We start from the raw sequence: 25348 nt of genomic DNA on the forward strand, positions 1-25348 counted from the left end.
CACCTCGCACGCCCAGATATGTGAACGGCTTTTCCTCTCCCTTTCCACGGCGGGGCGGGTTCCGCATGGCTGGTTTGCGAAGCAGATCAAGCGTCTCAATAATGTGGAGGGAGATATTGATGCATTGATGCATCGCCTGACGGCCATACGGCTTTGCGCCTATGTCGCGACCAAGCGCGATTGGTATCCCCGGAGCGAACGTTGGGAAAAAGTGACGCGCGAGGTTGAAACAGCCCCCTCAGACGCCCTGCATGAAAAACTCAGGACAAAATATATTGACCGCAAAGCCGCAACCCTCTCTCGACATTTGCGCGACTCATCGACGGGTCAAGCGCTTTCATCCATTACCGCCGGCAGGAACCTCGTTATTGAGGATCATCAAGTGGGACATCTTGACGGGTTTGGCTTCACGCTGGATCCGAACCTGACACATGCAGCACGCCATCTGGCTCTGAAAGCAGGATGCCGCGCCGTGATACGCTATTTGCCGACACGCGTGCAGGAAGTTGAGAATTCGGGAGATACCGCATTCTGGATCAATGTCACGACGGCCACATTGCATTGGCAAGGTGAGACCATGGCCCGCCTGACACGCGGCAGCGCGCTCCTCAAGCCGGACATCCAACTTATTTCCGGCGAGCTTGAGGGGCAGATTTTGAAAGCGCGGGTCTTGTTGCGTCTGAAACTTTATCTCGACGCCTCTCTTCGGCAGCATCTCGCGCCGCTTTATCATACGTTAGAGGCGCTCACCCCCCTCCCGGAAAAGCGGACCCTGGTGGTCGGCACGCGCGCGCTCTTTCTGCGCGACCTGCCGCGCCCGGCTGCGGCATCTCTGCGCTATATGCTGGTGGCGCTGCATCATGGATGGGGCATGCAAGGGTGGGATTACCAGCGCGTCTCACTGCGCCCGGGCTGAGGGCGACGTTGCACAGGGTGTAGAGACCGGATTTCTGCCCTCCGGGACCGTTTTTATAAGGATCGACATGGCGGAGAGATGGATTGCGCGCCTGACTCGTGCGGCCCTTTATAAGGACGCCGCCCTTCCCGTCGGAATGGTTGAGGCGCTCGGCGTGAAGAACAGCGATATCCCGTCCATCCTCAAATCATGGCGCTTTGCTTTCCGTGATGGGCACGCGTTGGCACCTGATCACTATGGTCCGCCATCGCCCTTGATTTTACGCAAACGCAGGGCGGCAAAGCCCGATCAAGGAAAGTCCCGGCCGCAAGAGAGGTAGGGCGGTGAGCAGGCAGGGGCCGTTTGCCGCCCTGCGTCATTAGCAAAAAAAATGACAGGTCGGCGCGCATCGGCGCTTTGCAAAGAGGTCTCGTCAAGTATGGAAGCCCGATCCGGTGATGCCGCTTGCGGAAGGTTAATTCACGATGAAAAACTGTGATTCGTTCAGATTACCGGATCAATCACAGGGTGGTGCTATGACGCCGACCGTCTTCAAACGCTTTGAAATGGCTTTTTATCGCGCTTTCAAGCCGAAGGGTCGATGTCGACATGGCGGCGGGAATGCAACATGCTTCGCTGTAAAACGGCCAAATTACCAGATTAGCTCTTGCATATCGCTCAATGAAGCGATTATTTGCCTGTTGGAAAATCACATTTACCGCCCGATAGCGACGTTCAAACGTTGCTATCGCCCAAAGGCGATCTGCTCGGCTCATTGATCGGAGAAGTTTATGGCCTATGTAGTCACTGAAAACTGCATTCGCTGCAAATATACGGATTGCGTTGAAGTCTGTCCCGTGGATTGCTTTTATGCGGGCGAGAATTTCCTCGTCATCAATCCCGATGAATGCATTGATTGCGGCGTTTGTGAGTCCGAATGCCCTGCCGAGGCGATTGTCCCTGATAGTGATGGCAATGCGTCAGCCTGGCTTGAGATCAACACCAAATACGCCGCAGTTTGGCCGAATATGACGCGCAAAATCGCGCCCATGCCGGATGCGGATGAATGGAACAATAAACCGGGTAAGGCCGACATGCTTTCGCCCGAACCGCATAAGGACTGAATTTCTTTTCCGGTCCCTTTTGAAGGCCCGTTGATATCGGCTGTTTCGCAGCCTTGTCAGCGGGCTTTATTTTTGCGTGGCACCTGACGCGCATTGACCCTGAAATTCCGTGCCGGGTTTGCTCTCGCGACAGGGATGCGAGATCCCTTCCGCGCCCTCCTCCCTGGAACGCTCTCTCAATGCGGTGTGACGTTGGCCGCGATAGAAGCGCCAGAGCAAAAAAGCCGACGGCGCGAACCGTCGGCTTTAGCTTTTCACAGCACGTGAACATGCCGCAAATCTCGATAGGTCAACGCGACATCATGTTAACAGCGACGTCGTGCATGATGAAAATCGTCCCACCAATAAAAAAGATCAGACACATGATCGCGAAAAGAAACGAGACCGTGTTCCATGTCTGGCTGGAGCTTCCATTCATGTGGAGGAAAAACACCACATGTACGAAAACCTGAATAGCGGCGAGCGCGGCGATGATCGCCACCGTCGCGACGGGCGATAATTGGTGCATCATGACCGCAGCGAAAGCCGCGACGGTCAGAATGGCAGCAAGGATGAAGCCCACGATGTAAGAGGCAAAAGTGCCGTGAGACTCACCTTCCCCCGTTTGGATATGTACATTGCTCATCAGACTACACTCATCAGATAGACAAAGGTGAACACGCAGATCCAGACAATGTCGAGAAAGTGCCAGAAAAGGCTCAGGCACTGAAGCTTGCCCAGATAGCGTGTCGTGAAAGCCTGCGCGCTGAAAGACTGGATGATCATCACGATGATCCAGATCAACCCGAAAGTCACGTGCAGACCATGGGTCGCCACCAGCGTAAAGAAGGCGGAGAGGAACGCGCTGCGGTCAGGACCCGCGCCATTCGCAATCAGCTCCATGAATTCACGCACTTCAAGGAAGATAAACCCGGCACCCAGGAAAGCCGTGATGACGAGCCAGGAAACCAGCCCGGCACGGTTTTTGGCATGCGCACACAAAGTACCAAACCCGAAGGTGATGGAGCTGAGCAGGAGGAGAGCCGTCTCAATCCCGACACCTGTCAGATTGAAAAGCTCATGCCCGGTGGGCCCTCCGGCAAATGCATTCCGCATCACCGAGAATGAGGCGAAGAGCGTGCCGAAAAGCACGCAATCCGTCATGATATAGATCCAGAACCCGAAGACAACAGGCGAGCTGTGGCCTTCATGCTCATGTGCCGCGTGGTGCGGCGAAGCTATTTCAGATGACATGATTTAACTCTTCCCGTGAGCTGCTGTGAGCGAGCGGGTATATGCTTCCTGATCACGTTCAATCTCGCTGACAGGGACATAGTAATCCACATCGGTCTGGAAGCTGCGCACGATCACCGTGACAATGATGGCGAGCAGACTGAGCGCAACCAACCAGAAGATGCTCCAGACAAAGGCGAAGCCAAAGATCGCTGCAAACACACCGATGACGAAGCCAGAAGCCGTGTTTTTCGGCATATGGATCGGAACGATTGGTTTGAACTCAATGGTGCGTCGACCGCTTTGCTTTTCGGCGTGATAAGTGTCGATGCCGTAAATTTCCGGTTCAACCGCGAAATTATAGGCAGGCGGCGGAGACGACACGGACCATTCGAGTGTGCGTCCACCCCATGGGTCACCCGTGTAATCGATATTTTCCGGCTTGTTGCGGTCACGTATGGAGGCATAGATCTGCACAAGCTGGGAAACAACGCCACAGGCGATCAGGGCTGCACCGAACGCGGCGATCAGCATCTGAACATGCCAGTCAGGATTGTCGTAATGGTTCAGACGGCGCGTCATACCCTCAAAGCCCGCAATATAAAGCGGCACGAAGGCGAAGAAGAACCCGAAGAACCAGAACCAGAAAGCAGCCTTGCCCCAGCTGGCGTTCAGTTTGAAACCGAAGACCTTCGGGAACCAGAAATTCATGCCGGCAACATAGCCGAAATAAACACCGCCAATGATCACGTTATGGAAATGCGCAACCAGGAAGAGCGAGTTATGCAAGATGAAATCCGCCGCCGGCATGGCCAGCATGACACCCGTCATACCACCGATCGAGAAGACGACAACGAAGCCAAGCACCCAGTACATGGTAACGTCAAAATGGATGCGCCCCTTATACATGGTGAACATCCAGTTGAAGATCTTCACACCCGTTGGCACCGCGATGATCATCGTCGCCACACCAAAGAAGGCATTGACGTTCGGACCAGCACCCATCGTGAAGAAGTGATGCGCCCAGACGATGAAGGAGAAAAATCCAATCGCGACCGTTGCCCAGACCATCACACGATAACCGAAGAGCGGCTTGCGCGAGAAGGTCGAGACGATTTCAGAATAAATACCGAAAGCGGGCAGAACCAAGATGTAAACCTCAGGATGGCCCCAGGTCCAGATCAGACTGACATAAAGTTGCGGACTGCCGCCCCCATCATTGGTGAAGAAATGCATACCCAGGTAACGGTCGAGCGTGAGCTCGGCAATCACGACGGTCAGCACAGGGAAGGTCGCAAGCACGAGGATCATCGTGACCAGCACCGTCCAGGTGAAGACGGGCATCTGCATCATACCCATGCCGGGCGCGCGCATTTTGATGATGGTGGTAAAGAAGTTCACCCCCGTCATTAAAGTGGCCACACCGGATATCTGGATCGCCCAGATATAATAGTCCACACCGACCCCGGGGCTGAATTGCGCCTCCGAAAGTGGGGGATAGATCACCCAGCCACATTGCGCGAATTCACCGATAAACAATGAGATGTTGATCAGCAGCGCACTGATGGTCGTCAGCCAGAAACTGAGCGAGTTGAGGAACGGGAAAGCCACGTCTCGCGCGCCAATCTGGAGCGGAACGATGATATTGACCAGCCCCACCATAAAGGCCATCGCCATGAAGAAAATCATGATCGTGCCATGCGCGGTGAAGATCTGGTCATAATGATGTGGCGGGAGGTAACCCGGATTGCCCTTATAAGCCAGGGCGAGCTGGGAGCGCATCATTACCGCATCCGCAAAACCGCGGAACAGCATGACGAGGGCCAGGACGATATACATCACGCCCAGACGTTTATGGTCGACCGAGGTCAGCCACTCACGCCAGAGATACCCCCATTTGCCGAACCAGGTAATCAGACCCAGCACCAGCACGCCGACGATCACAACGCCTGCAAACGTGCCCACCAGAATGGGCACGTCGAGGGGTATTGCCGATAAGCTTAATTTTCCTAACATAGCCCTTATTCCTTCATCTGCGCTTCAGACGGTGCGGGCTGCATGTGCATCATCTGACCTGTCGATTTATTCATGACCATACCGTTATTATATTTGGCCACGATGCCATCAAAGAGGCTTGGCTGCACACGCCCGTAATAAGTGACCGACGCAGCCTGCTGCGGTGCTGCCACATCCGGGTACGTGCTGCTGTCCAGCGTGTTGGGAGACTGCTTGACCTTCTCGACCCATGCGTCGAAATCACCGTCATTCATGGCGAGAGCGCGGAAATGCATATCTGAGAAACCCGCACCCGTGTAGTTGGAAGCCTGCCCGAGATAATCCCCCGGCGCATCGGCCAGAAGATGCAACTGTGTCTGCATACCCGCCATGGCATAAACCTGCGACCCCAGCCTCGGGATGAAGAATGACGTCATCACAGCATCCGATGTGATCAGGAAGTTGATCGGACGATCCACCGGAATGGCAAGTTGATTGATGGCTGCAACACCCTGATCAGGGTAGATGAAGAGCCACTTCCAATCGAGCGCGACGACTTCAACATTAAGCGGTTTGCGCGAGGGATCAGAGGCTGTCAGCTTGCGATACGGGTCGTAATAATAGCTGCTCCAGACGCAGACAACACCGAGAACGAGGATGACAACCGCCGGAATCACCCAGACAAAGCACTCAATTTTCGTCGAGTGGTCCCAGGTCGGTAGATACTCTGCCTTGGTGTTCGACTCGCGATACTTCCACGCGAAGAAGAGTGTCATGATGATGACCGGTATAATGATGCAGAGCATCACACCCATTTCAAGCAACATGACGTCACGGTTCCCGCGGCCGACAGGGCCTCGCGGGTCGAGAAGATCAAGCGTACAGCCTGATAACAAAAGCGCCGGAATTAGCGGCATCAACCGCTTGAATTTCGGCAAGATTTCCTTGGTCATTGTTTGCCCCGTTTGTTGAAGCGACCGTCAAACCGCCTAACATTCTGACAAGGCATTATTTGGAAATCGCAACCCGACTCACCAAAAAATTCCCATCTTTGAGAGAATGACATATTGATCTGCTCTCTTCCCAACCGGCTTTCCACCTCTGGCCAAAACCCGGATTTCGTGCCGAAAAACCGCGATCCCTGTATGGGACCATGATGGATCGGCAACCGTGTCTCATGACCAGACTGCGCTTTGCGGCGTAAAGCCCTTGCCAAAATGCTCCACTTCGAAGGACCTGCCCGCTCTTACCGGAAAGCGCACCGGTAAGGTGGATAACGTCCTGCCACGCCGGACCTCGTGTCCTGGCTATGGCTATGTGTTAGATCTGTAACGCTCGATTTTGCAAGCATTACGAAACAAGGCGAAAATGTGTCCCGCACACGTAAATGTCAACGGAAAGCTGAATTCCGGCGCTTTCGCGCAATTTTTCAAGATGATTTAAATCAAATGGCAGAATTTTTTTCAGCATGTCATGTAAATCGGCAACGATAAACGGACCGTACCCGTCCTCTTAAAAAACGCGACCCTTTAAGGCCGCGCTCCGCTGTCGAAATATTACGGAATGTTAATCCTGCTACAATCTATTGGCGCCGCACGCCGATGAATTGTAAGAGAAAGACAAATAGGTTCACAAAATTCAGGTAAAGCGACAAAGCATCATAAACGCTATATTTACCCAGCTCAGCAGCGCCGGAATATTGCGTGTAATAAGCGTAAGTCGCCCGGATACGTTGGGTATCGTAAGCCGTCAGCAGGGTAAAAATCAGCACACCCGCGACATTGATCCCGAAATTCAGGCCCGAGCTATGGATGAAGATCTGCGCAATAGATGCGAGGATCAGACCGACCAGTCCCATGAAGAGGAATGACCCCATTGAGGCCAGGCTGCGCCGTGTCGTGTAACCCCAGAGCGACATGGCGAGGAAAGTCACAGCACTGACCGCGAAGGCGCGCGCGATCGAGCCCCCCTCATATCGAAGCAGGATGCTCGACAGACAGGCCCCCATCGAGGCGCTGTAAACGATGAAGAGCGTCTGCGCCGTCTCACGGGAGAATCGATTAACGCCCGCTGAAAGCACAAAAACAAAGATGAGCGGCAGAAAGACGACGGCCCATCCCAGAAGTGTGGGCGAGGTGACGATCTGCCCATCAACCTGCATGGCGGTTGCGTAGAAATAATCGCGAACCGGCGTTTCAGCGATAAGATAGGCGACGGCGGCTGAAATCAGCAATCCGAGACCCATCCAATTGTAAATACGCAACATATAGGCGCGGAGGCCGTTATCCATCACGTCCGCGCTGCTGACCCCAACCCCTGATACAGGGTCTCCGGATCCATTGGGTATGAAAGCCATGATATCCCTTCCTGGAACCAGTTACATCTGGTTGATCAAAATAGAATGTGGTATCTTCCATGCAATAATCAAGTCTCAGCTGTTAAGTCCTTCCGCCATGGAAAGCTTAAACTGATTATGCGCCCCCCTTCCTACCTGAAAAATCACGCTCAACCTCGACGAAGAGAGAGTACGGCAAATGAGACTGACTGTCGCAATCCCCGCAGATCTCGCGCTTCAGCGAAGCCTTTCTTCCTTTCACGTCAGCGCGCCACATATTGAGTGGGTCGAGACGAGTCAGTGCTTCCTCATTGTGCGGGAACTGGGCACCATCACAGATATTGATGTGCTCGATGCGCTCGACCTTGAGCTGTTGCGCATTGCACCGCGCGGCCTGGAGGTCAATTTCACCGGATTGACTATCGAACCTCAAGGATTGACGGACGCCATCTATTTAGAGGTTGCGCCTGATGACGTCCTCACGAATTTCCGCACCAAAATTGAGAATGCGACGCGACGCAGCGGGCACAGGCTCGAAAAACGCCGTTATCGTCCGCGTCTCCGTCTGGGACAGGCGAAAACCTCCCTCCGCGCCCAAACCATTCTCTGGACTCAAAAAATGAATCTCGACATTTGCGGCATGATGCATGTCGATCGCTTCTGCCTTCTTGAAATGCGCGGCGATGCCAGTCAGCTATGGTGGGAGAAATGTGAGGATTATCCGCTCAGCCACCATCACGCCCCGATAGCGGCCTGGAAGGTACCACATTTATAGGTACCCGTCGTCAGGAGGCGCCGGTATCCTCACGCGTCTGGTGCGCGGCATGATCCCGTTTCCCGCTATGGGTGAACCGCGTTTCAACATGGAAAAAATTGCGCATCGTGGGACGTCGGCGCGTACGGGCCGTATGATGCGACATGATTTCATGCAGGGCAGATTGCCAGCTTTCGGGCGGACTGCAGCATAACCCCGCCTCCCGCCCGGCATCGTCAAAAATTGTCAGGCCAATATCTTCGTAGATCGCGCGGAACTGATCTGTGACGCCCACAAAACAAGGTTGACATGCCCGCTCAAAAGCCAGGTCACGCAAACGCCATATGGCGGCGGTGCCAGCCTCAACGTCCCCTGCCGGGTCACCGACACCGATCACGAATTCACGCGATTGGAAGAATGGCAACGCGGCCTTCCGGTCTTCCGTGATGAGCAGGCCGTGCGGACGCCAATGCGCAACATGATGGGAGGCGCGGTCAAAGGTGAAGTAACTTGTATGCGTGTCCGGCGACCAGGGCGCGACCACCGTTAGAGTGCGGCTGAAGATACGACTGACGGCAAACAGCCCCAACAGGGCCGAGATGGCGACAATCCAACGCAATTGACGTGCATCAGGGTCAAAAATCAGGCGCTGCCACCAATTATGGCCCAACGTGTGATGGAGCGCGATGGCGGCCATCAAGGCGAGACTCAGCATCCAGATGGAGACCGGCCCGATGAGGGAGAAGGAGAGCGGCTCCACCACAAGGCGGGAACGTCGGTAATAACAGGCCCGGAAAGGCGCGATCGATAAAATGATGAGCATGACGGCCAGAGGCAAAGGCATGGCCGCCTCTCTTACAACCAGCAGCGGTAAGGTGATCGTCAGGAAAAGGATGGCGGCCTTCCATGCCACAGTCACACGCTGGACAAGCCCCACTGCCACCCCGATCAGGCAGACGCCGATTACACTCAACGCGACTTCCGCAAATTGCAGCGTCAACAGACCGAAGCGCGGCGCGAGAATATGGACCGGCACGGCGACGGCGTAAAAAAGAAGGGCGACGCCCGTCCCTGATACAAGTCCGGTCGAGACCGCGACTGAAAAATCGGCTTCGAACTCCCGGATGGCCAAGCTGGGGCGGCGCACGCGCAAGATTTCAAGGCTTTTCTTCTGCCGGGTCAATAAGGCCGCATCACTGCGCAGGAAGAGTTCATGCGTGGCGAACATGATCCCCGCGAGGACGAGCGGCACGATATAATAGAACAGGCGAAATACCAGAATGATGCCAAGCACCTGCGAAGGCGGCAGCCAGCGCGTCAGGGAATAAAGCATCGCGCCATCGAATACGCCCAGCCCGCCCGGAACGGAGGCGGCAAGGCCGAGCGTGTAGGAGGCGACGTAAATTGACAGAAACGTGCCGAAGCCCGGGCCGCCACCGGATAGCAGAAGCACATAAGCGATCAGCGCTGTAGCTGTCATATCGGCCGCACTGACGAAAACCTGCATGACCGCAATTTCGGGCCGTGGGATTTCGATTGAGAAATTGAAAAGCTGGATCTCACGCAGGCGGAAGGAAACGCCGATATAGAGGAGGATAATAAGCCAACCGCACGCACCAATGATCTGCGCCGCAATCGGCGGCAGATGCCTCAAAATCGGGATGTAATCCGGCTCCCAGATGAAGATGCCGCTGATGAGGGCCGTCGCCCCCAGAAGATAAGTTGTTGAGCAGAAAGCGATGATATGGGCGACGCCACCGGTTGGGATGCCCCAATTACGGTAAAGGCGGAAGCGGACAGCCGCACCGGAGATCGCTGCCAGGCCGAGATTATGCGACAGAACGTAAGAGCAGAATGCCGCAAAAGCCGCCCGGCGAAAGCTTTGCCGCATTTTAATATGGACGCAGGCCAGCCAATCATAAAAAGAAAGAATGAAATAGGAGAGGAACGTTGCCAGCCCCGCCAAAAGAAGAGACTGGAGCGGGATCGCGTCAATGCTGCGACGCATGTCCTGATATGAGAGGCTTCTCAGCTCTCTCTGGATCACGATGACGGATGCGATGAGCAGGATGGCGCCGATCAGCGCCGGTGCCCGTGTCAAAATCCTTCTCATCAGGGTTCGTGATGGGGTGGGTTTGATCATCGGGAAAGCCGCGTCGTGTCCAGCATGAGAACGGCAATCTCTGGCCTCAGGCGTCCGGCACGGCGGATGATGCCGATGGGGGCCGTTCAAGCGCCTCCTCTATCAGCGCGACCGTCTCTTTCAACCCTAGTAACGCCGCAAAAATGCCGAAACGCGGCCCCTCCTTCTGTCCGAGGAGAACCTCATAGAGGCAGCCGAACCATGCTCTGAGCGGGGTGAATTGATGACGCTTGCCCACCTCAAAGACGATATCCTGGACTTGAACCGGGGAAAGGGCCGGGTCTGCCTTTGCAAGTTCGGTTGCGAGATCCTGCAATGCCTGACGCTCCTGCTCTAACGGTTGCCTGAAACGTTTATCAGGTTTCACGAAGTCCCGATAATACGCCAGGGCATGGCCGACTAAACGGCCAACATAGGGATGCGTTTCAGGAGAAAGCGTAGCATCGTAACGTTGTATGAATTTCCAGAGCGGAGCTGGCGCGTCAACATTGGCGACGGAAGCAAGATTGAGCAATGCCGCGAAAGATAAGGGACTGAGCGTATCCCGACCCGCTTTGCCCCTCTGGATGAACCATGCCGGGTTGGAGGGGCGCGTCTCCTCCGGTTGATCAAGCAATTTCTCGGCATTGGCCAGATATTCATCCATGGCCCTCGGGATCACGTCGAAGAACAGGCGTTTTGCGCGGGTAGGCTGATTGAACATATATTGCGAAAGGCTCTCCGGCGGCGCATAACGCAGCCATTCCTCAATCGACAGGCCATTCCCTTTTGATTTACTGATTTTCTGGGCGTTCTGGTCCAGAAACAGCTCATAAGTCAGTGTCTGGGGCGGCTGGCGGCCAAGAATGCGACAGATCTTGCTGGAGAGTTTGACGCTGTCGATCAGATCCTTGCCGGACATTTCATAATCCACGCCGAGCGCATACCAGCGCATGGCCCAATCGGCCTTCCACTGCATTTTTGCCCCGCCACGCAGCACGGAGGTTTCGAAATTCCGGCCTGTCTCAGGGTCTTTCCATGTCACTGTGGCGGCATCAGCATCGACGCCCAGGATGGGTACCTGCATCACATGCCCGGTCTCTGGATGGATCGGCAGAACGGGGGAATAAGTCGCGCGCCGCTTCTGACCCAATGTCGGCGCGATGGTCGCTACGACCTCATCATGCACTTCCAGCATACGGCGCAAGGCCGCGTCAAAACGGCCCTCCGTATAATAAGTGGTCGCGGAGGCGAATTCATATTCAAAACCGAAACGATCCAGAAAGGCGCAAAGCATCGCATTATTATGCGCCGCGAAACTCTCATATTTTCCGAAAGGATCAGGAATGCGGGAAAGGGGCAGACCCAGATGCGCGTGGAGCATTTCCTGCTGCGGGACATTGCCTGGCACTTTGCGCAGCGCATCCATATCATCCGAGAAGGTCAGGATTTTCGCCTGCCGGCCGGTCATGAACTCGTAAGCAAGCTTCACCCAACTTGTCCGCACCACTTCTCCGAATGTGCCGATATGCGGCAGGCCGGATGACCCGTAGCCTGTCTCCAGCAAAGCCAGTTTATCTACCGGGACGTTTTGCAGATGTTTGACGAGCTTGCGGGCCTCGTCACACGGCCATGTCTTGAGATCAGGATGAAAATCGGAATTTTGCATATGAGGTCGCGATACAGTGCTGGTTACCGTGCGAAACCTAGAAACACTCATCGCAGCGGTCAAGCAGACACATGAAACATTGCTGGGCGCGTGACGCAAGCTACGCTACTGTATCACCAATGTCACAACCCTCCCCCGCCTTTCTGAAGCACGGTCCGGCTTTTCTCATCACGTTGGATGGCGCCTCCCTGTTGACGCAGGAAGGCGCGCTGCTTGCGCTGTCCCTACCTGAAGCGCGGGATTTATGGGAGCGCGCCCCGTCCCCAATTGTCATTAACGGTGCTGTCACGGTCAGGCGACTGGGTCTGCGCACCCCCGTATCCCCTTATCCCCTTATCCCCTTATCCCTGGCGGGATGTGCTGGAGCTTTTCCTGTTCATCCATCCCACGACCAGTATCGCCCCGACGCTCAAAGGGGTCTGCGATGCGTTGGATATCCCGCTTGAGGCGGGTATCGATGCACGCATTCTTCTGACGATCACCACGCGGCTGGAAGAGCAGCTTGCCAGCCTGCTCCAGGCGCCTGGCCGACGGAAGATCGGCGGCCTTTTACAGGTTTTGCACCATCATCGCTGGTCCTGGGTGGCATGACCTGCAACATTTATTGGACAATGTCGCCCTCTCAGCCGTGGATGACACGCTTCCCCTCAAAATCTGGCGTCGCCTCCCGAAATGGGAGGATGAGGCCCCACCCCCACCCGCGGGCGCGCGACCCGTCTCACGTGATGCGGCGTTGGACCGCCTCGCTGATATCATCGGCAAGGGCGCGGAGACGCGCCCGGCGCAGCGTGATTTCACGTCCGTCGCGTGTGAGGCTTTTCAACCGCGTGAGGCGCCCGGTATACCGGGGCTGGTATTGGCTGAGGCCGGCACGGGCACCGGCAAAACAGCAGGCTACCTCGCCCCGGCATCCGTCTGGGCGGAGAAAAATGGCGGCACTGTGTGGGTTTCAACTTACACGCGCCACCTTCAGAAGCAGATTGAGCGTGAACTCCATGCGCTTTTTCCTGATCGTGTCATGCGACGGCGAAAAATCGTCATTCGCAAAGGGCGGGAAAATTACCTTTGTCTTCTCAATTATGAAGACAGCGTCAATGTTTTCGCCGCCCGACCGGACAGATCCGCCGCACCCATGGGTATATTGCTTGCATTGGTCGCACGGTGGGCCTCAATGACGGAAGATGGGGATCTCATTGGTGGGGATCTCCCCGGTTGGTTCTTTGATTTACGCCCGCGCGACATTACTGAGTATGGCGGACCGGCGCGGGGAGTTCATTTACAGCGCCTGCCCGCATTATCAGAGCTGCTTCGTCGAGCATTCCATCCGTCGCGCCAAATCGGCGGAAATCGTGGTGGCCAATCATGCCCTCGTTATGGCGCAATCCGCGTGGGTGCTCCATGATGAGGAAACATTACCGGATGAAGATCAACCCCCGACACATTATGTTTTCGATAAAGGACATCACCTTCCCGACGCGGCGGACAGCGCTTTTTCCGTCGCTTTATCCGGTCTGGAAGCGTCAGAGCTGCGGCGCTGGCTTTTAGGGGCTGAAGGGGGACGCTCCCGCGCGCGGATTCGCCGCCGACTGGAAGATCTTATCGCGCAGGATGCGCCTCTGAAACGGCATATCATGCATGTGATCGCCGCCGCACAGGCTCTCCCTTCCCCCCGGACGGCTCGATCGCCTTCAGTCCGAACCGTAGGTCCTGATTGAAGCCGCGGAGGCGACGGAGCTGCCTCTGGAGGTCAACCCTTCAGAGGCCTTCCTTCGGGCGTTTCATCAGCAATTGCGCGCCCGCACGCAACTTCACCCGCGACATGACCAGCTTGAATGCGACCCGCAACCGGTTGATCCCCGTCTTGATCTTCTGGCACCACGCCTTCGCGAAGCTTTATGCGCCCTGAAAAAGCGCCTTCGGATGATGATCGTTTTATCGATATCATCCGCAGTGAGGCCATCTCTCATCGCCGTTTCAGCGGCACCCGCTACGATATTGGCATTCATCGTCATTGGCGCGACCCCACCATCCCTTATGCCACCGTCATGCAGGCCTCGGCGCACGGTATCCTCGTGACATCCGCAACTTTGCGGGACCAGCCCGGCATGACGGAGATTTCCGAACATGACATTTCGGGCGATGATCTGCCCCGACATGATATCTCCCTCGCCGGACGCGCCGCACGCCCCTCTGACGCGGAGACTTCCTGGCGCGCGGCGGAGCATATGATGGGCGCGAGCCACTTCCTGAAACCCGCGATGCGCGCCGCGATGATGAGCCCTTATGATTATCGGAAGCAGACGCGCGCTTATATTGTGACGGATGTCTCACATCGTGAAATCGCGCAACTCGCAGCTGCTTTCGAGGCCCTTTTCACGGCGTCCCGCGGCGGTGTGCTCGGTCTCTTTACGGCGATTAGCCGCCTCCGAAGTGTCTATAAATATCTCGCACCTCGGCTGGAAAAGCTGCGCCTCCCCCTTTTTGCGCAGCATGTTCACCAGATGGATAATGCGACCCTCGTCGATATTTTTCGGACGGAAATTGATAGCTGCCTGTTGGGGACGGATGCCATGCGGGACGGGATCGACATCAAGGGAAATGCCCTCCGCCTCGTCGTGTTTGAAAAAACGCCGTGGCCGCGCTCCGATATTCTGCACCGTGAGAGGCGTCGCCATGCGGTGGAAACAGGTTTGGATGATTATGATGATCGCCTGACCCGGATGCGCACTCGGCAGGGTTTCGGGCGCCTCATCCGATCAAGTGCGGATAAATGTGTTTTTGTAACGTTTGACCGCCAGTTTCCGTCGCGTCTGCTTTCTGCGTTCCCGGAAGGTGTGGTGGTTGAGCGCCTCGGTTTGCGGGATGCCACCACCCGGATCAGCGCTTTTCTGGTAGAAGCGACCGATTGACGGCTTTCAAAAAGCGGTGATGGATTGCGGGGTCGCTCTGCCAAACAAAAAAGACTGCCCCGCAAAAGCGAGGCAGTCTTTTTATAACGTCGAATGACGTGGACTTAGAAGTCCATGTCACCCACGCCACCCATACCCGGGCCGCCCGCAGGGGCTGCTTTCTTCTCAGGACGTTCAGCAACCATGGCTTCCGTCGTGATCAGAAGACCGGCGATGGAGGCCGCATCCTGAAGCGCCGCACGGACGACCTTTTTCGGGTCAATAATGCGCGCTTCGACTAGATCCTTGAACTCATCCTTCTGCGCATCGAAACCATACGCGTAATTGGAATTTTCAAGAACCTTGCCCGCAATCACGGCACCATGATGTCCGGCATTTTCGGCGATCTGCTGCAGAGGGATCTGAAGAGATTCCTGCACAATCTCAACGCCGACTTTCTGATCTTGATTTTCGGTTTTAACATGCTTCAGGACTGAAGCCGCGCGCGCCAAAGCCGTACCGCCGCCCGGGACGACACCTTCCTCAATCGCGGCGCGTGTCGCATTCAGCGCGTCATCGACGCGATCCTTACGCTCTTTAACCTCGACTTCCGTGCTGCCGCCGACGCGGATGACCGCGACACCGCCAGAGAGCTTCGCGAGACGCTCCTGCAGTTTCTCTTTGTCGTAATCAGAAGACGTCTCGGCAATCTGGCTCTTCAGCTGCGTGCAACGCTTCTCGATTTTCACTTTCTCGCCGACACCTTCGACGATCGTAGTGTTCTCTTTATCAATATGGACTTTCTTCGCGGTCCCGAGCGATGAAATCTCAACCGCTTCCAACTTGATGCCGAGATCTTCGCTGATCACCTCAGCGTTCGTCAGTGTCGCAATATCCTCAAGCATGGCGCGGCGGCGCTCACCAAAGCCGGGTGCTTTGACAGCGGCGATCTTGAGGCCACCACGAAGCTTGTTGACGACGAGGGTCGCCAGAGCTTCTCCATCAACATCCTCAGCAATGATCAGCAGCGGACGACCAGACTGCACAACTTTCTCAAGCAGGGGCAGCATCGGCTGAAGCGAGGAGATTTTCTTTTCATGAATCAGGATGTACGGATTTTCGAGGTCCGCCGTCATCTTCTCCGGATTTGTCACAAAATAGGGAGAGATGTAACCGCGATCGAACTGCATGCCTTCAACGACATCCAACTCGGTATCCAGGCCTTTCGCCTCTTCCACCGTGATAACGCCGTTCGACCCGACTTTCTTCATCGCGTCGGAAATCATCTTGCCGATCGTTTCGTCACCATTAGCCGAAACCGTGCCAACATGTGCAATCTCATCGTTCGAGATTTTGACCTTGCGCTTTTCGAGCTCTTCGACGACAGCCTTAACCGCCAAGTCGATACCGCGCTTAAGGTCCATCGGGTTCATGCCCGCTGCAACAGATTTGGCACCGCGCTTGATAATGGCCTGCGCCAGCACCGTTGCCGTCGTCGTGCCGTCACCCGCAATGTCATTGGTCTTGGAAGCAACTTCGCGCACCATCTGCGCGCCCATATTCTCGAACTTGTCCGCAAGCTCGATATCTTTCGCGACGGAGACACCATCTTTCGTGATGCGTGGCGCGCCGAAGCTCTTATCAAGGACAACGTTGCGGCCCTTGGGGCCTAATGTCACCTTGACGGCATTGGCAAGAATATCGACACCACGAAGCAGGCGCTCACGCGCTTCACCGCCGAATTTTACGTCTTTGGCAGCCATAATAAATCTCCAGTTTTACAGTCAGGTTCAGTCAGATGAGGCCGCTCAGCTGAGCACGCCCATAATGTCGCTTTCTTTCATGATCAGCAGCTCTTTGCCGTCAATCTTCACTTCCGTCCCGGACCATTTTCCGAAAAGGACGCGGTCACCTTCCTTGACGTCCAGGGCGACGATCTGGCCCTGCTCATTGCGGGCACCCGGTCCTACCGAGATGACCACGCCTTCCATCGGTTTTTCCTTCGCCGTGTCGGGAATGATGACGCCGCCAGCGGTTTTTTCTTCACCATTATGACGCTCGACCACCACACGGTCATGTAAAGGTCTGAATTTATTTACCATGGATCGCTCCAAAATTAGGGGTCGTGCCCTCGATTGATAAGCAGCACAACCGGTTTGCGCGCCCGCAAAGCCGCAGCGCGTTAGCACTCTCTTATCGGGAGTGCCAAACTAGATAAGGTTTAATTTTTTTTCCGTCAAGAGCATGCAAGATGACGTCTAATCGCCCTCGAAATGATCGGCAGAGGCGCTTCAGAGGCCCGCTGGAATATCGTTTTTTCCCTTCACCTCAAGGCCCGCATCAGGGTGTCTTCCCGCACTTCCTTTTTTAACCGTCGGAAGAGAAAACACCGTGATCGACACAGGCTCACAAGCTGATTGCCGCTGGACGCTTCCTGCTACAAAGGTCTAAAAAGGCCTCATCAAGGGAGACAGTCCATGAGCAAAATTGAAACTTTAACGTCTTCGGACGGCCACCATCTCAGCGCCTACATCGCAGGCGATGCAGATGCGGAGCGTGCCATCGTCGTCATTCAGGAGGCTTTCGGCGTCACCCCTTACATACGTTCCGTTTGCGACCGGCTGGCGAAGATGGGTTATCACGCCATTTCTCCCGCGCTCTATGACCGTGTTGAGCGGGATCTGGTGCTCGCTTATGAGGGTGACGGACTCAAGCGCGCGCTTGAGACATATGCTTCCTGTGATCAGGCCGACGCCCTGCTGGATGTCTCAGCCGCCGCGGACTATCTTCATCAGGCCGGGCACAAGCGCGTGGGCGCGATCGGCTTTTGCTGGGGCGGCCTCCTCTCCTGGCGGATGGCGACTCAAACGCAGAAATTGCAGGCGGCCGTCTCATGGTACGGTGGCGGCATCGCGGCGGAAAGCCATGCGGCACCTCATTGCCCGGTGCAACTCCATTTCGGGGGACAGGATGCGCATATCCCGCATACGGATATTCTGACAATCCGCCAGAACCAACCTGATCTTGAGCTTTTCGTCTATGATCAGGCTGATCACGGTTTCGGCTGCTTTGATCGCAGCAGCTATAATGAGGATGCGGCCAGCCTGGCGTGGCAGCGTTCAATGGATTTCCTCAGCCAACATATCTGACGCGCCGCCCACCCGCGTGCTTAACACGATAGGGTGGGGATGATAACCGTCAAATTGGCTTCAGGAGACGATTTCCGAACGCAGAACCCGCCCGGCGACGGCATCCAGCTTACGCACAAGCGCCGGGTCTCGCTTGTCCTGCAGCGTGATAATGGCGTGGTCCAGCGCGCGCTCGGCGCCGGAGGGACACAGACCCCGCTTCTCACCGAGTTTTGGAATGACACGCTGCAATAAGGTGCGGGTAGCGGCGGCGTTGTTTTTCATAACTTTCATGACATCCGTCACCGTCACGGAATCATGATCCTCATGCCAGCAATCATAATCCGTCACCATGGCGATACTGGCATAGCACATCTCAGCCTCACGGATCAGCTTGGCCTCCGGCATGTTGGTCATGCCAATCACATCGCAGCCCCAGGATTGGTAAAGTCTGCTTTCCGCATAAGTGGAAAATTGAGGCCCCTCCATCACCAGGTAGGTGCCGCCTCGGGTAATGGGCAATTGCAGGGCCGCGGCTTCCATCTCAATCACATCATTGATACGCTGCGCTGTCGGATGACCTAACCCGACATGGGCGACACAGCCTGTGCCGAAAAAGCTTTTCTTCCGGGCGAACGTCCGATCAATAAACTGATCCACAATGACGAACGTGCCGGGAGATAAGACCTCCCGAAGTGAACCGACCGCTGAAAGTGAGAGCACATCGGTCACGCCAAGGCGCTTGAGCGCGTCAATATTGGCCCTGAAATTCAGTTTTGACGGCGGTATCCGGTGGTCACGCCCATGGCGCGGTAGGAATACGCATTGCACGCCGCCCAGCTCACCGCATAATAAAGCGTCAGAAGGCTGGCCCCACGGCGTCTCGATATTGCGCCAGCTTTTATTTTCAAGCCTGTCAATATCGTAAAGACCGGAACCGCCAATGATTCCGATAACCGGTTGAATGATTTGAGATGAAGACATGGATCAATGCAGCCTTCCAAAAAATGTTGTAAGTCCGGACAATCGCGTTGCCGTTCTGCGCGGCGACCTGCCTGAATCTGCACCCTGTGAAGGGATACTCAGCCGACTATATGTCACAGGTCAAACCCTACCCTCAAGAGCGCTAGCCCCACGCTCTCGGAGACTTTGAGATGAGCCGCATAGAAAAAGATTTATCCCGTCCTGAATTTTTCAATGAGGTTTTACGGCCCGACATCGCGCATGATTCCTTCAAGGAGCGGGCGCAGACGTGGTTCCACGCGTTGCGAGACCAGATCTGTGCGTCCTACGAAGCGATTGAGGCGGAGGCCGTCGCCGCAGGAAGTCCCGTTCTGGGCGACCGCATCAATGCGAGGACATTCCATCGGGAAAGCTGGAAGCGGCATGTGAGTGAAGGTGCCACTCTGAATGGCGGCGGCGTCATGTCCGTCATGCGGGGCCGGGTTTTTGAGAAAGTCGGCGTCAATATCTCCGCTGTCTGGGGCGAATTCTCACCAGAATTCCGACGCACTATCCCCGGCGCGGATTCTGATCCGCGATTTTTCGCGACAGGCATTTCCCTCGTGGCGCATCCCTGCAACCCGCATGTTTCCGCCGCGCACTTCAACACGCGGCTCATCATCACCAGTGAGGGATGGTTTGGCGGGGGTGGAGACATCACGCCCATGTTCCCGGAAAACGAAGCCGCGCAGGAGGATGCCGCCGCCTTCCATGAAGCTCTCAAGAGAGCGTGTAACACGCATGACGACACCTACTATCCGCGATTCACGGCGTGGTGTGACCGTTATTTCTTTCTTCCGCACCGAAATGAACCGCGCGGTCTTGGGGGGATCTTTTTCGATCAGCATCGCACGGAAAATCCAGAGGGTGATTTCGCCTTCACGCGGGATGTCGGCTCGGCCTTCGCCGATATTTATCCTGCCATCGTCCGGAAACGCATGATGACGCCCTGGACGGATCAAGACCGCGACGCGCAATTAATCCGCCGGGGACGCTACGTTGAGTTTAATCTGATCCATGACCGTGGGACGATTTTCGGCCTTAAAACGGGTGGTAACACCGAGGCTATTTTAATGAGTATGCCGCCAGAGGTGAAATGGCCCTAACGTCACGCCTATGCAGGAAAGACTTCATCATGTTGTTTTGGGTCAAATATCGCCGTGGAACTCCGTGCCATCGTTAAAGTTTAAGGACATGGACAGCATGGATGTGTATAATAAAATTATATGAGTGAAAGCGCCAGAAATCACGCCGTACTCTCTCGACGTCGGCTTCTCTCCGCAATTTTAGGGTCTGCTTGTTTCGCGTCTTCTCGCGTGATGGGGCAGACGCCTTTGACTGGCGCGCCCAACCCTTCAGTCCCCCCAACCCGACTGATCGTCAGCGGCAATGAAGCGTCTGAAAGCGGGGCTTTTGCGCGCCTCATTGCCCCTTCCCTTTCCAGCGGGCTGGGGATGCAGAGCGATCTTGACCTTGCTTTTGACCTTGGGCATGATGGTGTTACGGTGGCCAATCTTTTTGACAGAAACCCGCCGGAAGATAATCGCGAAATGGCGCTGGTCTCAAAGGGCTCAGCCGTGATTGCGTCATTATGTGACGATGCCCGCGTGCATTTCGATTACTCGCGCTGGATCAGCGTTCTGGCGGCGCAACAAACTGTCATGACCATCGCGCGTGCGGAGCTCCATCGCTCATTTCGTGCGCGGGTTTCGGGATTTTTGCACGATAAACCGTCGCGCGTGGCTGTTGCACAGCCCATCGGGGTTGAACTCGCAACTGTGCTGGGGCTTTCCGTTCTCGGCCTGCACCCTTTGCCCGTTTCCGGCATTGTCAGCCAGAAAAAGGCGCTCGCCGCGCTTGCCAATAATGAGGTTGACGCGATCCAGCTTACCCTGACACGCAAAGATGATTTCTCCATCCTACATCAACTTCCGGAGGGGACGCCCCCCCTCTTTTATGTCGGTGCTGACATGGCGGGCGTGCCTAAATTTGAAGAAACTTTTCGGCAGGCTTTCAGCCGGGCACCCAGGTCCACCCTTTACGCGGGCTGGCGCGCCTTGAGTGCAGCGGCCGCGACGCCGATCCTGATCGCACTTCCCATGCTGACATCACCTGTTTCCGTCGCACGCTGGCGATATGCGATCGGCTCCGTCATGGATAATGAGCAGGTCAAATCGTGGCTCGCCGCGCATGCGCTTCACCCCAGTACGGGCGTCGCCGCCTCCGGCGTCATGGCCAGTTTCACGCCTGAATTATCCGCGTTACTGGCGCTTCGACGTTGGCTGAATATCAATCTTCCGCGCTGGCGACTTGGTCAGGAAACGAAGCGGTCTTTTTAGCGGCTCGTTCCAGCGTTCGGTTGTGACCTATCACGGCGTTGGGCGTCCTCGAACGCCCTGCACACAATAAAATGCGAACAGCCCCTTTATTGGCCCGATGTGTGTAGACGACGCCAAGGATTAAAGGCCGAAGCTCGTGCCGTTCAAGCCAATGCGGTAGCTCACGGCGGAGGACACCCCCACCTCCACCAAGGCCGGCAATGACTTCGACATAACGAATCTCGTCCCGATGCGACTGAATGAAGAAGTCATGAAGTGCGTGGAAAGCTTTCCGCGCCGCAAAACCATGAAGATCTAATTTGCGTTGCGCCGCCTTTTTCTCTTTGAGCAATGCGCGCCAGGAGGTGTTGTCTAACCCCGGCAAACGTGCGCCAATTTCAATTTTTGGCGTGGGAACGATCGTGCGGCGGGGCGACATATCCTGACGTGGCGCGGTCTTCAATCGCTGTCTCGACGGAGTACGCATGTCGGCGGGTGTCTGGTAACGCACCATTTTCTTAACAGCGTCATCCAGCGTCGGCGCGCTCCCATCATGAAAATAAGGGGCCGTCAGCGCCACATTACGGAGGTTCGGCACTTTGAAACGATGAAAATCACTCAATGCTTTGGTAAAGGATTGCCGACCAATATCCGCCTGGGTCAAAGGCGTATTGCGGTCTGAGAAATAAGGCCCCTCCAGCCCCATCACCTCGTAAGCGTCCCCGCCGAGGGCGACACCACTATGACAACCTGAGCAACCGACCTGCTTGAACAACGCATAACCATGTTTCTCCTGCATCGTGATCGCGTTATCGTCACCTTTCAGATAGAGGTCAAAGGGACTATCGGGCGTGATGAGGGTGCGCTCATATTCCGCGATCGCGTTGGTTATATTCTCCTTCGTCAGGGCGTCCGACCCGTAAATACGTTGGAAATCCGCGACATATTCCGGATCGCTTTTTAATGTGGCGACGACCGTGTCCCAATCATGCGCGCCCATCTCAAGCGGATTGGTCACAGGCCCTGCCGCCTGCGCCGCGAGATCCACCGCGCGCCCATCCCAGAACTGCGCAATATTAAAGACTGCATTATAGACAGTCGGTGAATTGATCGGGCCTTTCTTCCCATTAATGCCTGTCGCCGTTTTCAGATTATCGACGCCCGCTTTATCAAGGCCGTGGCAGCTGGCGCAATTCAACTTCCCATCGCCGGAAAGACGCCGCTCAAAAAACAGCTTTTTGCCGAGCGCCGCGCGATCCCAATTAGCCTGAATCTGCTCAGGGATTGGCTGGATAACCTCCTCTGCATGTTGCGGGGCGACATCCGGCGTGGCGTAATAGTTGCGGCGTGTCTGACGTATCCAGGTCAGGATCGCAGCACGTTCCGAAGACATGAGATAAGCGCGCCAGTGCATCAGCAGGAAAAGCGAGGGCGGCATACGGTTCTGCGTCACCACTTCCTCAATGCGCGATAATTGCTCCACCGAAGGGGGCACCCGGCATCGAAAGCCCTCAGGACCGGCTCATAACGGAAATGTCGGAGGCCCTGACGAAGGTCCTTCGCCATTAATTGCCTGGCGACCGGAATTTTAAAGTAAAATGGCAGTTGCGCGTTTTCGGTGTGACAATAATCGCAGCGCGCGCCACGCAATGCGTTGAATGCGGCCAAGGCGATCGGGTCTTTGCGCGTGGCGCTTGAGGCGGATAATGGTGGCGCGGATGACCGGTCAAAATGCGTCAGCCAGGCGATGGTCACGCCGTAAGCGCCCAGCCCGATGACCCCAGCAATCATCACAAATTGACGGATAAGTCGCGCTTTACCTCGTTTGACCGACATCCTAACTCCCTTTATCCGGCGCGGGTTGTATAGCAAGAGATGATGCGCAGGTAGAAGTGATTTTACACAATGTCGATACCGTCATGAATGTGCGTTTTCCCCCGCACGGGTTGGCATTAAGGCTCGAAGCCGGGCGCGCGCCGTGCGGTAATAAGTCGGGTCCATCTCGATGCCGATCCCGTTTGCGCCAGCTTCTTCCGCAGCAACCAACGTGGAGCCGGAACCAAGAAACGGGTCAAGCACGAGCGATTTTTCATTCACACCATGCAGAGCCAGGCAGGCGCTGGGCAACTCGACAGGGAAGGTGCCGGGATGCATGAATTTCTGCTGCTTCGTGCGCACGGTTTCATAGGGGATATACCAAGTATTGCCACGGCATCGGCAATCTCGCGCGTGATTGCGTCGCGCAATGTTGCTTTTATCCTTGAAGGGCACACCGATGGCGAGGCGGTCAATGACAACAGCCCCCTCATGCGTAAAGTGGAATACGTGCTCATGATTATGATTGAGGAAACGAGTCGAATTGAGCGGTTTGAAATGTCCGTGTGTCACATCTCCGATCGCGAGGGATTTCACCCAGATGATGTGGTTCTGCAATGAAAATAGCGGCTGCAATCTCATGGCGAGCTCGAAAGGCAGCCAGGGTCGTCGCGACGTGCCGGAGATATTGAGGAAGAACGACCCCTCCGGACGCAGGACGCGCTTTAACTGCTGGCAGATCCGTATCATCCATTCGAGGTAATCAGTATCCGCCATTGCATCTTTATATGAATTATAGGGCAGACCAATATTATAAGGTGGCGAGGTCACAATCACATCAATGGAAGCCGCCTTCATGCGCCAGAGGACGGTCATCGCGTCCCCATTGATCAGCACATGTCGCCCTGATTTCTCACGCCGCGCGCGACGCTTCGGCACCGTCATTCCGGCGTCGCACGTAGCAACAATATAAAGAGGCGGCCCGTTTCATGCTGGTCCGCGGCGACGTGATCCGCATCCGGGCCCCAACCTGTGAAGAGTGCGACATGGCCCAGCGGCGCGGCCAGATTCGCATCCTGCATGAACGCCAGGTGGCGCCATGATTGGGACCCCCCATTCGGCAGCTTCATGGATGTCTCAACCCAGACCGGTGCACCGAAAGGAATCGATTTCGCATTGGCACGCAGGGCGCGGTAGGGTGTCAGGCCGATCCCCATCGCGCCGGGTGACCCTGATGAAAGTGATTGGGATGGCAGAAGCTTGAAAAAGACGTAGTCCTGATTTTGCGCCATTAACTGACGCGCCTGTTGGGGATAATGGTTCATCCAGTCACGAATGGCTGCGATTGTGATGTTTCCATCCGAAATATAATTCCTGTCCCGCAGAATGCGACCGATCGGCGTATAGGGACGTCCATTCCGTGCCGCATAGGCGATATGGAGTATATTGCCATCCGAAAGGCGAAGCCGCCCCGCCCCCTGGAACTGAAGCATGAAAAGATCAGCCGGGCTCCTGACCCAGGCAATTTCAAGCCCTTTCCCTTTCAGCGCACCCGCATCAATTTCCGCCCTTGAATAAAACGGGACGAAGCGCGTTCCGATCCAGCGCCCTGTGACCCAGCCGCCGCCTCGCTGAGAGCGAACGAGATCCTGCGGCCGGGCATAGATAGGGATGTGATAATTTGATGTTTCATCGCGTGACGCCGGGACGATGATTTCACTGAAACCCTCAATGAGGTCGTCACCATTCACGTAGTAAGGCGTGAACCATTTTTCGAAGAAAGACTGCATCGACCGGTCATCAGCCGGCGGTGCTGCGTTGAAGGCGCGACAGGCAGGCTGCCACTCACGCGCGAGATTTCCCGCAGGCAGAGGCGTCCCACCGCTGATGCGGGCATCGCCCGGCAAGGTCAAAATCCGGCGGCATTCTTCATGAACGATCGGAGCGATCTGGCTGAAGGACTCACTCCCCCAGCTGCGCAGGGAACCATAAGGGACAGGCTGATGAGTCTCCTGACCGGAAGGGAGCTGCGGCGCGCACCCACTGATGATAAGGGTCACCAATGAAACCACGAAACGCCCTGCACTATTT

Annotated in this window: 25 protein-coding genes; 11 read left to right on the forward strand and 14 right to left on the reverse strand. The window is 55.8% G+C overall.

Annotated features, from left to right (window positions below; translation table 11 throughout):
• Nucleotides 1-103 precede the first annotated feature (103 nt).
• From AAYR33_05080 to fdxA, 3 genes are all read left to right on the forward strand, one after another.
• Nucleotides 104-916, forward strand: a complete 813-nt coding sequence (locus AAYR33_05080) for a hypothetical protein (protein XAO72252.1) — start codon at nucleotides 104-106, stop codon at nucleotides 914-916.
• Nucleotides 861-1235, forward strand: a complete 375-nt coding sequence (locus AAYR33_05085) for a hypothetical protein (GenBank protein ID XAO72253.1) — start codon at nucleotides 861-863, stop codon at nucleotides 1233-1235. The genes AAYR33_05080 and AAYR33_05085 overlap by 56 nt, the downstream gene beginning before the upstream one ends.
• Before the next feature lie 451 nt (nucleotides 1236-1686).
• Nucleotides 1687-2019 (forward strand): ferredoxin FdxA, encoded by a 333-nt coding sequence (fdxA, locus tag AAYR33_05090; GenBank protein XAO72254.1) that lies wholly within the window; start codon nucleotides 1687-1689, stop codon nucleotides 2017-2019.
• A gap of 289 nt (nucleotides 2020-2308) precedes the next feature.
• Here the strand turns inward: fdxA and cyoD are convergent, their stop codons facing one another.
• The 5 genes from cyoD to AAYR33_05115 all read right to left on the reverse strand — a co-directional run bounded on the left by cyoD (nucleotide 2309) and on the right by AAYR33_05115 (nucleotide 7582).
• On the reverse strand, nucleotides 2309-2644 hold the full coding sequence (cyoD, locus tag AAYR33_05095; protein ID XAO72255.1) for a cytochrome o ubiquinol oxidase subunit IV: 336 nt from the start codon (nucleotides 2642-2644) through the stop codon (nucleotides 2309-2311).
• Nucleotides 2644-3252 carry a cytochrome o ubiquinol oxidase subunit III gene (cyoC, locus tag AAYR33_05100; protein XAO72256.1) on the reverse strand — a complete coding sequence of 203 codons (609 nt, stop codon included), beginning with the start codon at nucleotides 3250-3252 and terminating at the stop codon, nucleotides 2644-2646. The genes cyoD and cyoC overlap by 1 nt, the downstream gene beginning before the upstream one ends.
• 3 nt (nucleotides 3253-3255) lie before the next feature.
• Nucleotides 3256-5247, reverse strand: coding sequence for a cytochrome o ubiquinol oxidase subunit I (gene cyoB, locus AAYR33_05105; GenBank protein ID XAO72257.1), 1992 nt, complete (start codon nucleotides 5245-5247; stop codon nucleotides 3256-3258).
• A 5-nt stretch (nucleotides 5248-5252) separates the two neighbouring features.
• A complete protein-coding gene (gene cyoA / locus AAYR33_05110) occupies nucleotides 5253-6179 on the reverse strand; it encodes a ubiquinol oxidase subunit II (GenBank protein XAO72258.1) in 927 nt (308 codons plus the stop codon).
• A 629-nt stretch (nucleotides 6180-6808) separates the two neighbouring features.
• Nucleotides 6809-7582 carry a Bax inhibitor-1/YccA family protein gene (locus AAYR33_05115; protein ID XAO72259.1) on the reverse strand — a complete coding sequence of 258 codons (774 nt, stop codon included), beginning with the start codon at nucleotides 7580-7582 and terminating at the stop codon, nucleotides 6809-6811.
• 178 nt (nucleotides 7583-7760) lie between these two features.
• Between AAYR33_05115 and AAYR33_05120 the strand changes: the two genes are divergently transcribed.
• Nucleotides 7761-8336: a hypothetical protein gene (locus AAYR33_05120; GenBank protein XAO72260.1), complete on the forward strand. Its 576-nt coding sequence runs from the start codon at nucleotides 7761-7763 to the stop codon at nucleotides 8334-8336.
• Nucleotides 8337-8346: 10 nt separating this feature from the next.
• On the opposite strand, the gene AAYR33_05125 is transcribed toward AAYR33_05120, so the two are convergent.
• Together AAYR33_05125 and AAYR33_05130 are read right to left on the reverse strand one after the other, a co-directional pair.
• Entirely contained in the window at nucleotides 8347-10428 is a 2082-nt protein-coding gene (locus tag AAYR33_05125) for a lysylphosphatidylglycerol synthase domain-containing protein (GenBank protein XAO72261.1), read from the reverse strand.
• Between the two features lie 76 nt (nucleotides 10429-10504).
• Nucleotides 10505-12106, reverse strand: a complete 1602-nt coding sequence (locus AAYR33_05130; protein ID XAO72262.1) for a lysine--tRNA ligase — start codon at nucleotides 12104-12106, stop codon at nucleotides 10505-10507.
• A 213-nt stretch (nucleotides 12107-12319) separates the two neighbouring features.
• Between AAYR33_05130 and AAYR33_05135 the strand changes: the two genes are divergently transcribed.
• From AAYR33_05135 to AAYR33_05150, 4 genes are all read left to right on the forward strand, one after another.
• Entirely contained in the window at nucleotides 12320-12697 is a 378-nt protein-coding gene (locus AAYR33_05135) for a hypothetical protein (protein ID XAO72263.1), read from the forward strand.
• 13 nt (nucleotides 12698-12710) lie between these two features.
• Nucleotides 12711-13508, forward strand: a complete 798-nt coding sequence (locus AAYR33_05140) for a DEAD/DEAH box helicase (protein ID XAO72264.1) — start codon at nucleotides 12711-12713, stop codon at nucleotides 13506-13508.
• Nucleotides 13459-13821 carry a hypothetical protein gene (locus AAYR33_05145; GenBank protein ID XAO72265.1) on the forward strand — a complete coding sequence of 121 codons (363 nt, stop codon included), beginning with the start codon at nucleotides 13459-13461 and terminating at the stop codon, nucleotides 13819-13821. The genes AAYR33_05140 and AAYR33_05145 overlap by 50 nt, the downstream gene beginning before the upstream one ends.
• A gap of 180 nt (nucleotides 13822-14001) precedes the next feature.
• On the forward strand, nucleotides 14002-15015 hold the full coding sequence (locus AAYR33_05150; protein XAO72266.1) for a helicase C-terminal domain-containing protein: 1014 nt from the start codon (nucleotides 14002-14004) through the stop codon (nucleotides 15013-15015).
• A gap of 104 nt (nucleotides 15016-15119) precedes the next feature.
• Here AAYR33_05150 and groL read toward each other — a convergent pair whose 3' ends face one another.
• Both groL and AAYR33_05160 read right to left on the reverse strand, forming a co-directional pair.
• A complete protein-coding gene (gene groL / locus AAYR33_05155) occupies nucleotides 15120-16757 on the reverse strand; it encodes a chaperonin GroEL (GenBank protein ID XAO72267.1) in 1638 nt (545 codons plus the stop codon).
• A 45-nt stretch (nucleotides 16758-16802) separates the two neighbouring features.
• Entirely contained in the window at nucleotides 16803-17096 is a 294-nt protein-coding gene (locus tag AAYR33_05160) for a co-chaperone GroES (GenBank protein ID XAO72268.1), read from the reverse strand.
• Nucleotides 17097-17471: 375 nt separating this feature from the next.
• Here AAYR33_05160 and AAYR33_05165 point away from each other — a divergent pair, with 375 nt between their 5' ends.
• Complete coding sequence (locus tag AAYR33_05165) at nucleotides 17472-18143, forward strand: dienelactone hydrolase family protein (protein XAO72269.1); 672 nt, start codon at nucleotides 17472-17474, stop codon at nucleotides 18141-18143.
• Nucleotides 18144-18203: 60 nt separating this feature from the next.
• Here the strand turns inward: AAYR33_05165 and AAYR33_05170 are convergent, their stop codons facing one another.
• The gene (locus AAYR33_05170; protein XAO72270.1) at nucleotides 18204-19106 is read right to left on the reverse strand and encodes an S-methyl-5'-thioadenosine phosphorylase; all 903 of its coding nucleotides are present in this window, start codon (nucleotides 19104-19106) and stop codon (nucleotides 18204-18206) included.
• A 170-nt stretch (nucleotides 19107-19276) separates the two neighbouring features.
• On the opposite strand from AAYR33_05170, the gene hemF reads away from it, so the two are divergent.
• Complete coding sequence (gene hemF, locus AAYR33_05175) at nucleotides 19277-20230, forward strand: oxygen-dependent coproporphyrinogen oxidase (GenBank protein ID XAO72271.1); 954 nt, start codon at nucleotides 19277-19279, stop codon at nucleotides 20228-20230.
• 213 nt (nucleotides 20231-20443) lie between these two features.
• A complete protein-coding gene (locus tag AAYR33_05180) occupies nucleotides 20444-21463 on the forward strand; it encodes a hypothetical protein (GenBank protein ID XAO72272.1) in 1020 nt (339 codons plus the stop codon).
• Here the strand turns inward: AAYR33_05180 and AAYR33_05185 are convergent.
• From AAYR33_05185 to AAYR33_05200, 4 genes are all read right to left on the reverse strand, one after another.
• Nucleotides 21414-22937: a cytochrome c peroxidase gene (locus tag AAYR33_05185; GenBank protein XAO72273.1), complete on the reverse strand. Its 1524-nt coding sequence runs from the start codon at nucleotides 22935-22937 to the stop codon at nucleotides 21414-21416. The genes AAYR33_05180 and AAYR33_05185 overlap by 50 nt on opposite strands.
• Entirely contained in the window at nucleotides 22892-23278 is a 387-nt protein-coding gene (locus tag AAYR33_05190) for a heme-binding domain-containing protein (protein XAO72274.1), read from the reverse strand. The genes AAYR33_05185 and AAYR33_05190 overlap by 46 nt, the downstream gene beginning before the upstream one ends.
• 81 nt (nucleotides 23279-23359) lie before the next feature.
• Entirely contained in the window at nucleotides 23360-24133 is a 774-nt protein-coding gene (locus tag AAYR33_05195) for a site-specific DNA-methyltransferase (GenBank protein XAO72396.1), read from the reverse strand.
• Between the two features lie 65 nt (nucleotides 24134-24198).
• Nucleotides 24199-25317 (reverse strand): MltA domain-containing protein, encoded by a 1119-nt coding sequence (locus tag AAYR33_05200; GenBank protein ID XAO72275.1) that lies wholly within the window; start codon nucleotides 25315-25317, stop codon nucleotides 24199-24201.
• Between the last annotated feature and the right edge of the window lie 31 nt (nucleotides 25318-25348).

It is taken from the genome of Acetobacteraceae bacterium, assembly GCA_039613835.1.
GTDB lineage: Bacteria > Pseudomonadota > Alphaproteobacteria > Acetobacterales > Acetobacteraceae > Sorlinia.

Excerpts from the sequence above, each read along its gene's own strand:
- cyoA (XAO72258.1), bottom strand. The coding sequence starts at position 6,179 with ATGACCAAGGAAATCTTGCCGAAATTCAAGCGGTTGATGCCGCTAATT.
- AAYR33_05160 (XAO72268.1), bottom strand. The coding sequence starts at position 17,096 with ATGGTAAATAAATTCAGACCTTTACATGACCGTGTGGTGGTCGAGCGT.
- AAYR33_05165 (XAO72269.1), top strand. The coding sequence starts at position 17,472 with ATGAGCAAAATTGAAACTTTAACGTCTTCGGACGGCCACCATCTCAGC.
- AAYR33_05180 (XAO72272.1), top strand. The coding sequence starts at position 20,444 with ATGGGGCAGACGCCTTTGACTGGCGCGCCCAACCCTTCAGTCCCCCCA.
- AAYR33_05120 (XAO72260.1), top strand. The coding sequence starts at position 7,761 with ATGAGACTGACTGTCGCAATCCCCGCAGATCTCGCGCTTCAGCGAAGC.
- hemF (XAO72271.1), top strand. The coding sequence starts at position 19,277 with ATGAGCCGCATAGAAAAAGATTTATCCCGTCCTGAATTTTTCAATGAG.
- AAYR33_05130 (XAO72262.1), bottom strand. The coding sequence starts at position 12,106 with ATGCAAAATTCCGATTTTCATCCTGATCTCAAGACATGGCCGTGTGAC.
- cyoB (XAO72257.1), bottom strand. The coding sequence starts at position 5,247 with ATGTTAGGAAAATTAAGCTTATCGGCAATACCCCTCGACGTGCCCATT.
- AAYR33_05125 (XAO72261.1), bottom strand. The coding sequence starts at position 10,428 with ATGAGAAGGATTTTGACACGGGCACCGGCGCTGATCGGCGCCATCCTG.
- AAYR33_05195 (XAO72396.1), bottom strand. The coding sequence starts at position 24,133 with ATGACCGTCCTCTGGCGCATGAAGGCGGCTTCCATTGATGTGATTGTG.
- cyoC (XAO72256.1), bottom strand. The coding sequence starts at position 3,252 with ATGTCATCTGAAATAGCTTCGCCGCACCACGCGGCACATGAGCATGAA.
- AAYR33_05150 (XAO72266.1), top strand. The coding sequence starts at position 14,002 with ATGCGCCCTGAAAAAGCGCCTTCGGATGATGATCGTTTTATCGATATC.
- groL (XAO72267.1), bottom strand. The coding sequence starts at position 16,757 with ATGGCTGCCAAAGACGTAAAATTCGGCGGTGAAGCGCGTGAGCGCCTG.
- AAYR33_05170 (XAO72270.1), bottom strand. The coding sequence starts at position 19,106 with ATGTCTTCATCTCAAATCATTCAACCGGTTATCGGAATCATTGGCGGT.
- cyoD (XAO72255.1), bottom strand. The coding sequence starts at position 2,644 with ATGAGCAATGTACATATCCAAACGGGGGAAGGTGAGTCTCACGGCACT.
- AAYR33_05115 (XAO72259.1), bottom strand. The coding sequence starts at position 7,582 with ATGGCTTTCATACCCAATGGATCCGGAGACCCTGTATCAGGGGTTGGG.
- AAYR33_05190 (XAO72274.1), bottom strand. The coding sequence starts at position 23,278 with ATGTCGGTCAAACGAGGTAAAGCGCGACTTATCCGTCAATTTGTGATG.
- AAYR33_05085 (XAO72253.1), top strand. The coding sequence starts at position 861 with ATGGATGGGGCATGCAAGGGTGGGATTACCAGCGCGTCTCACTGCGCC.
- fdxA (XAO72254.1), top strand. The coding sequence starts at position 1,687 with ATGGCCTATGTAGTCACTGAAAACTGCATTCGCTGCAAATATACGGAT.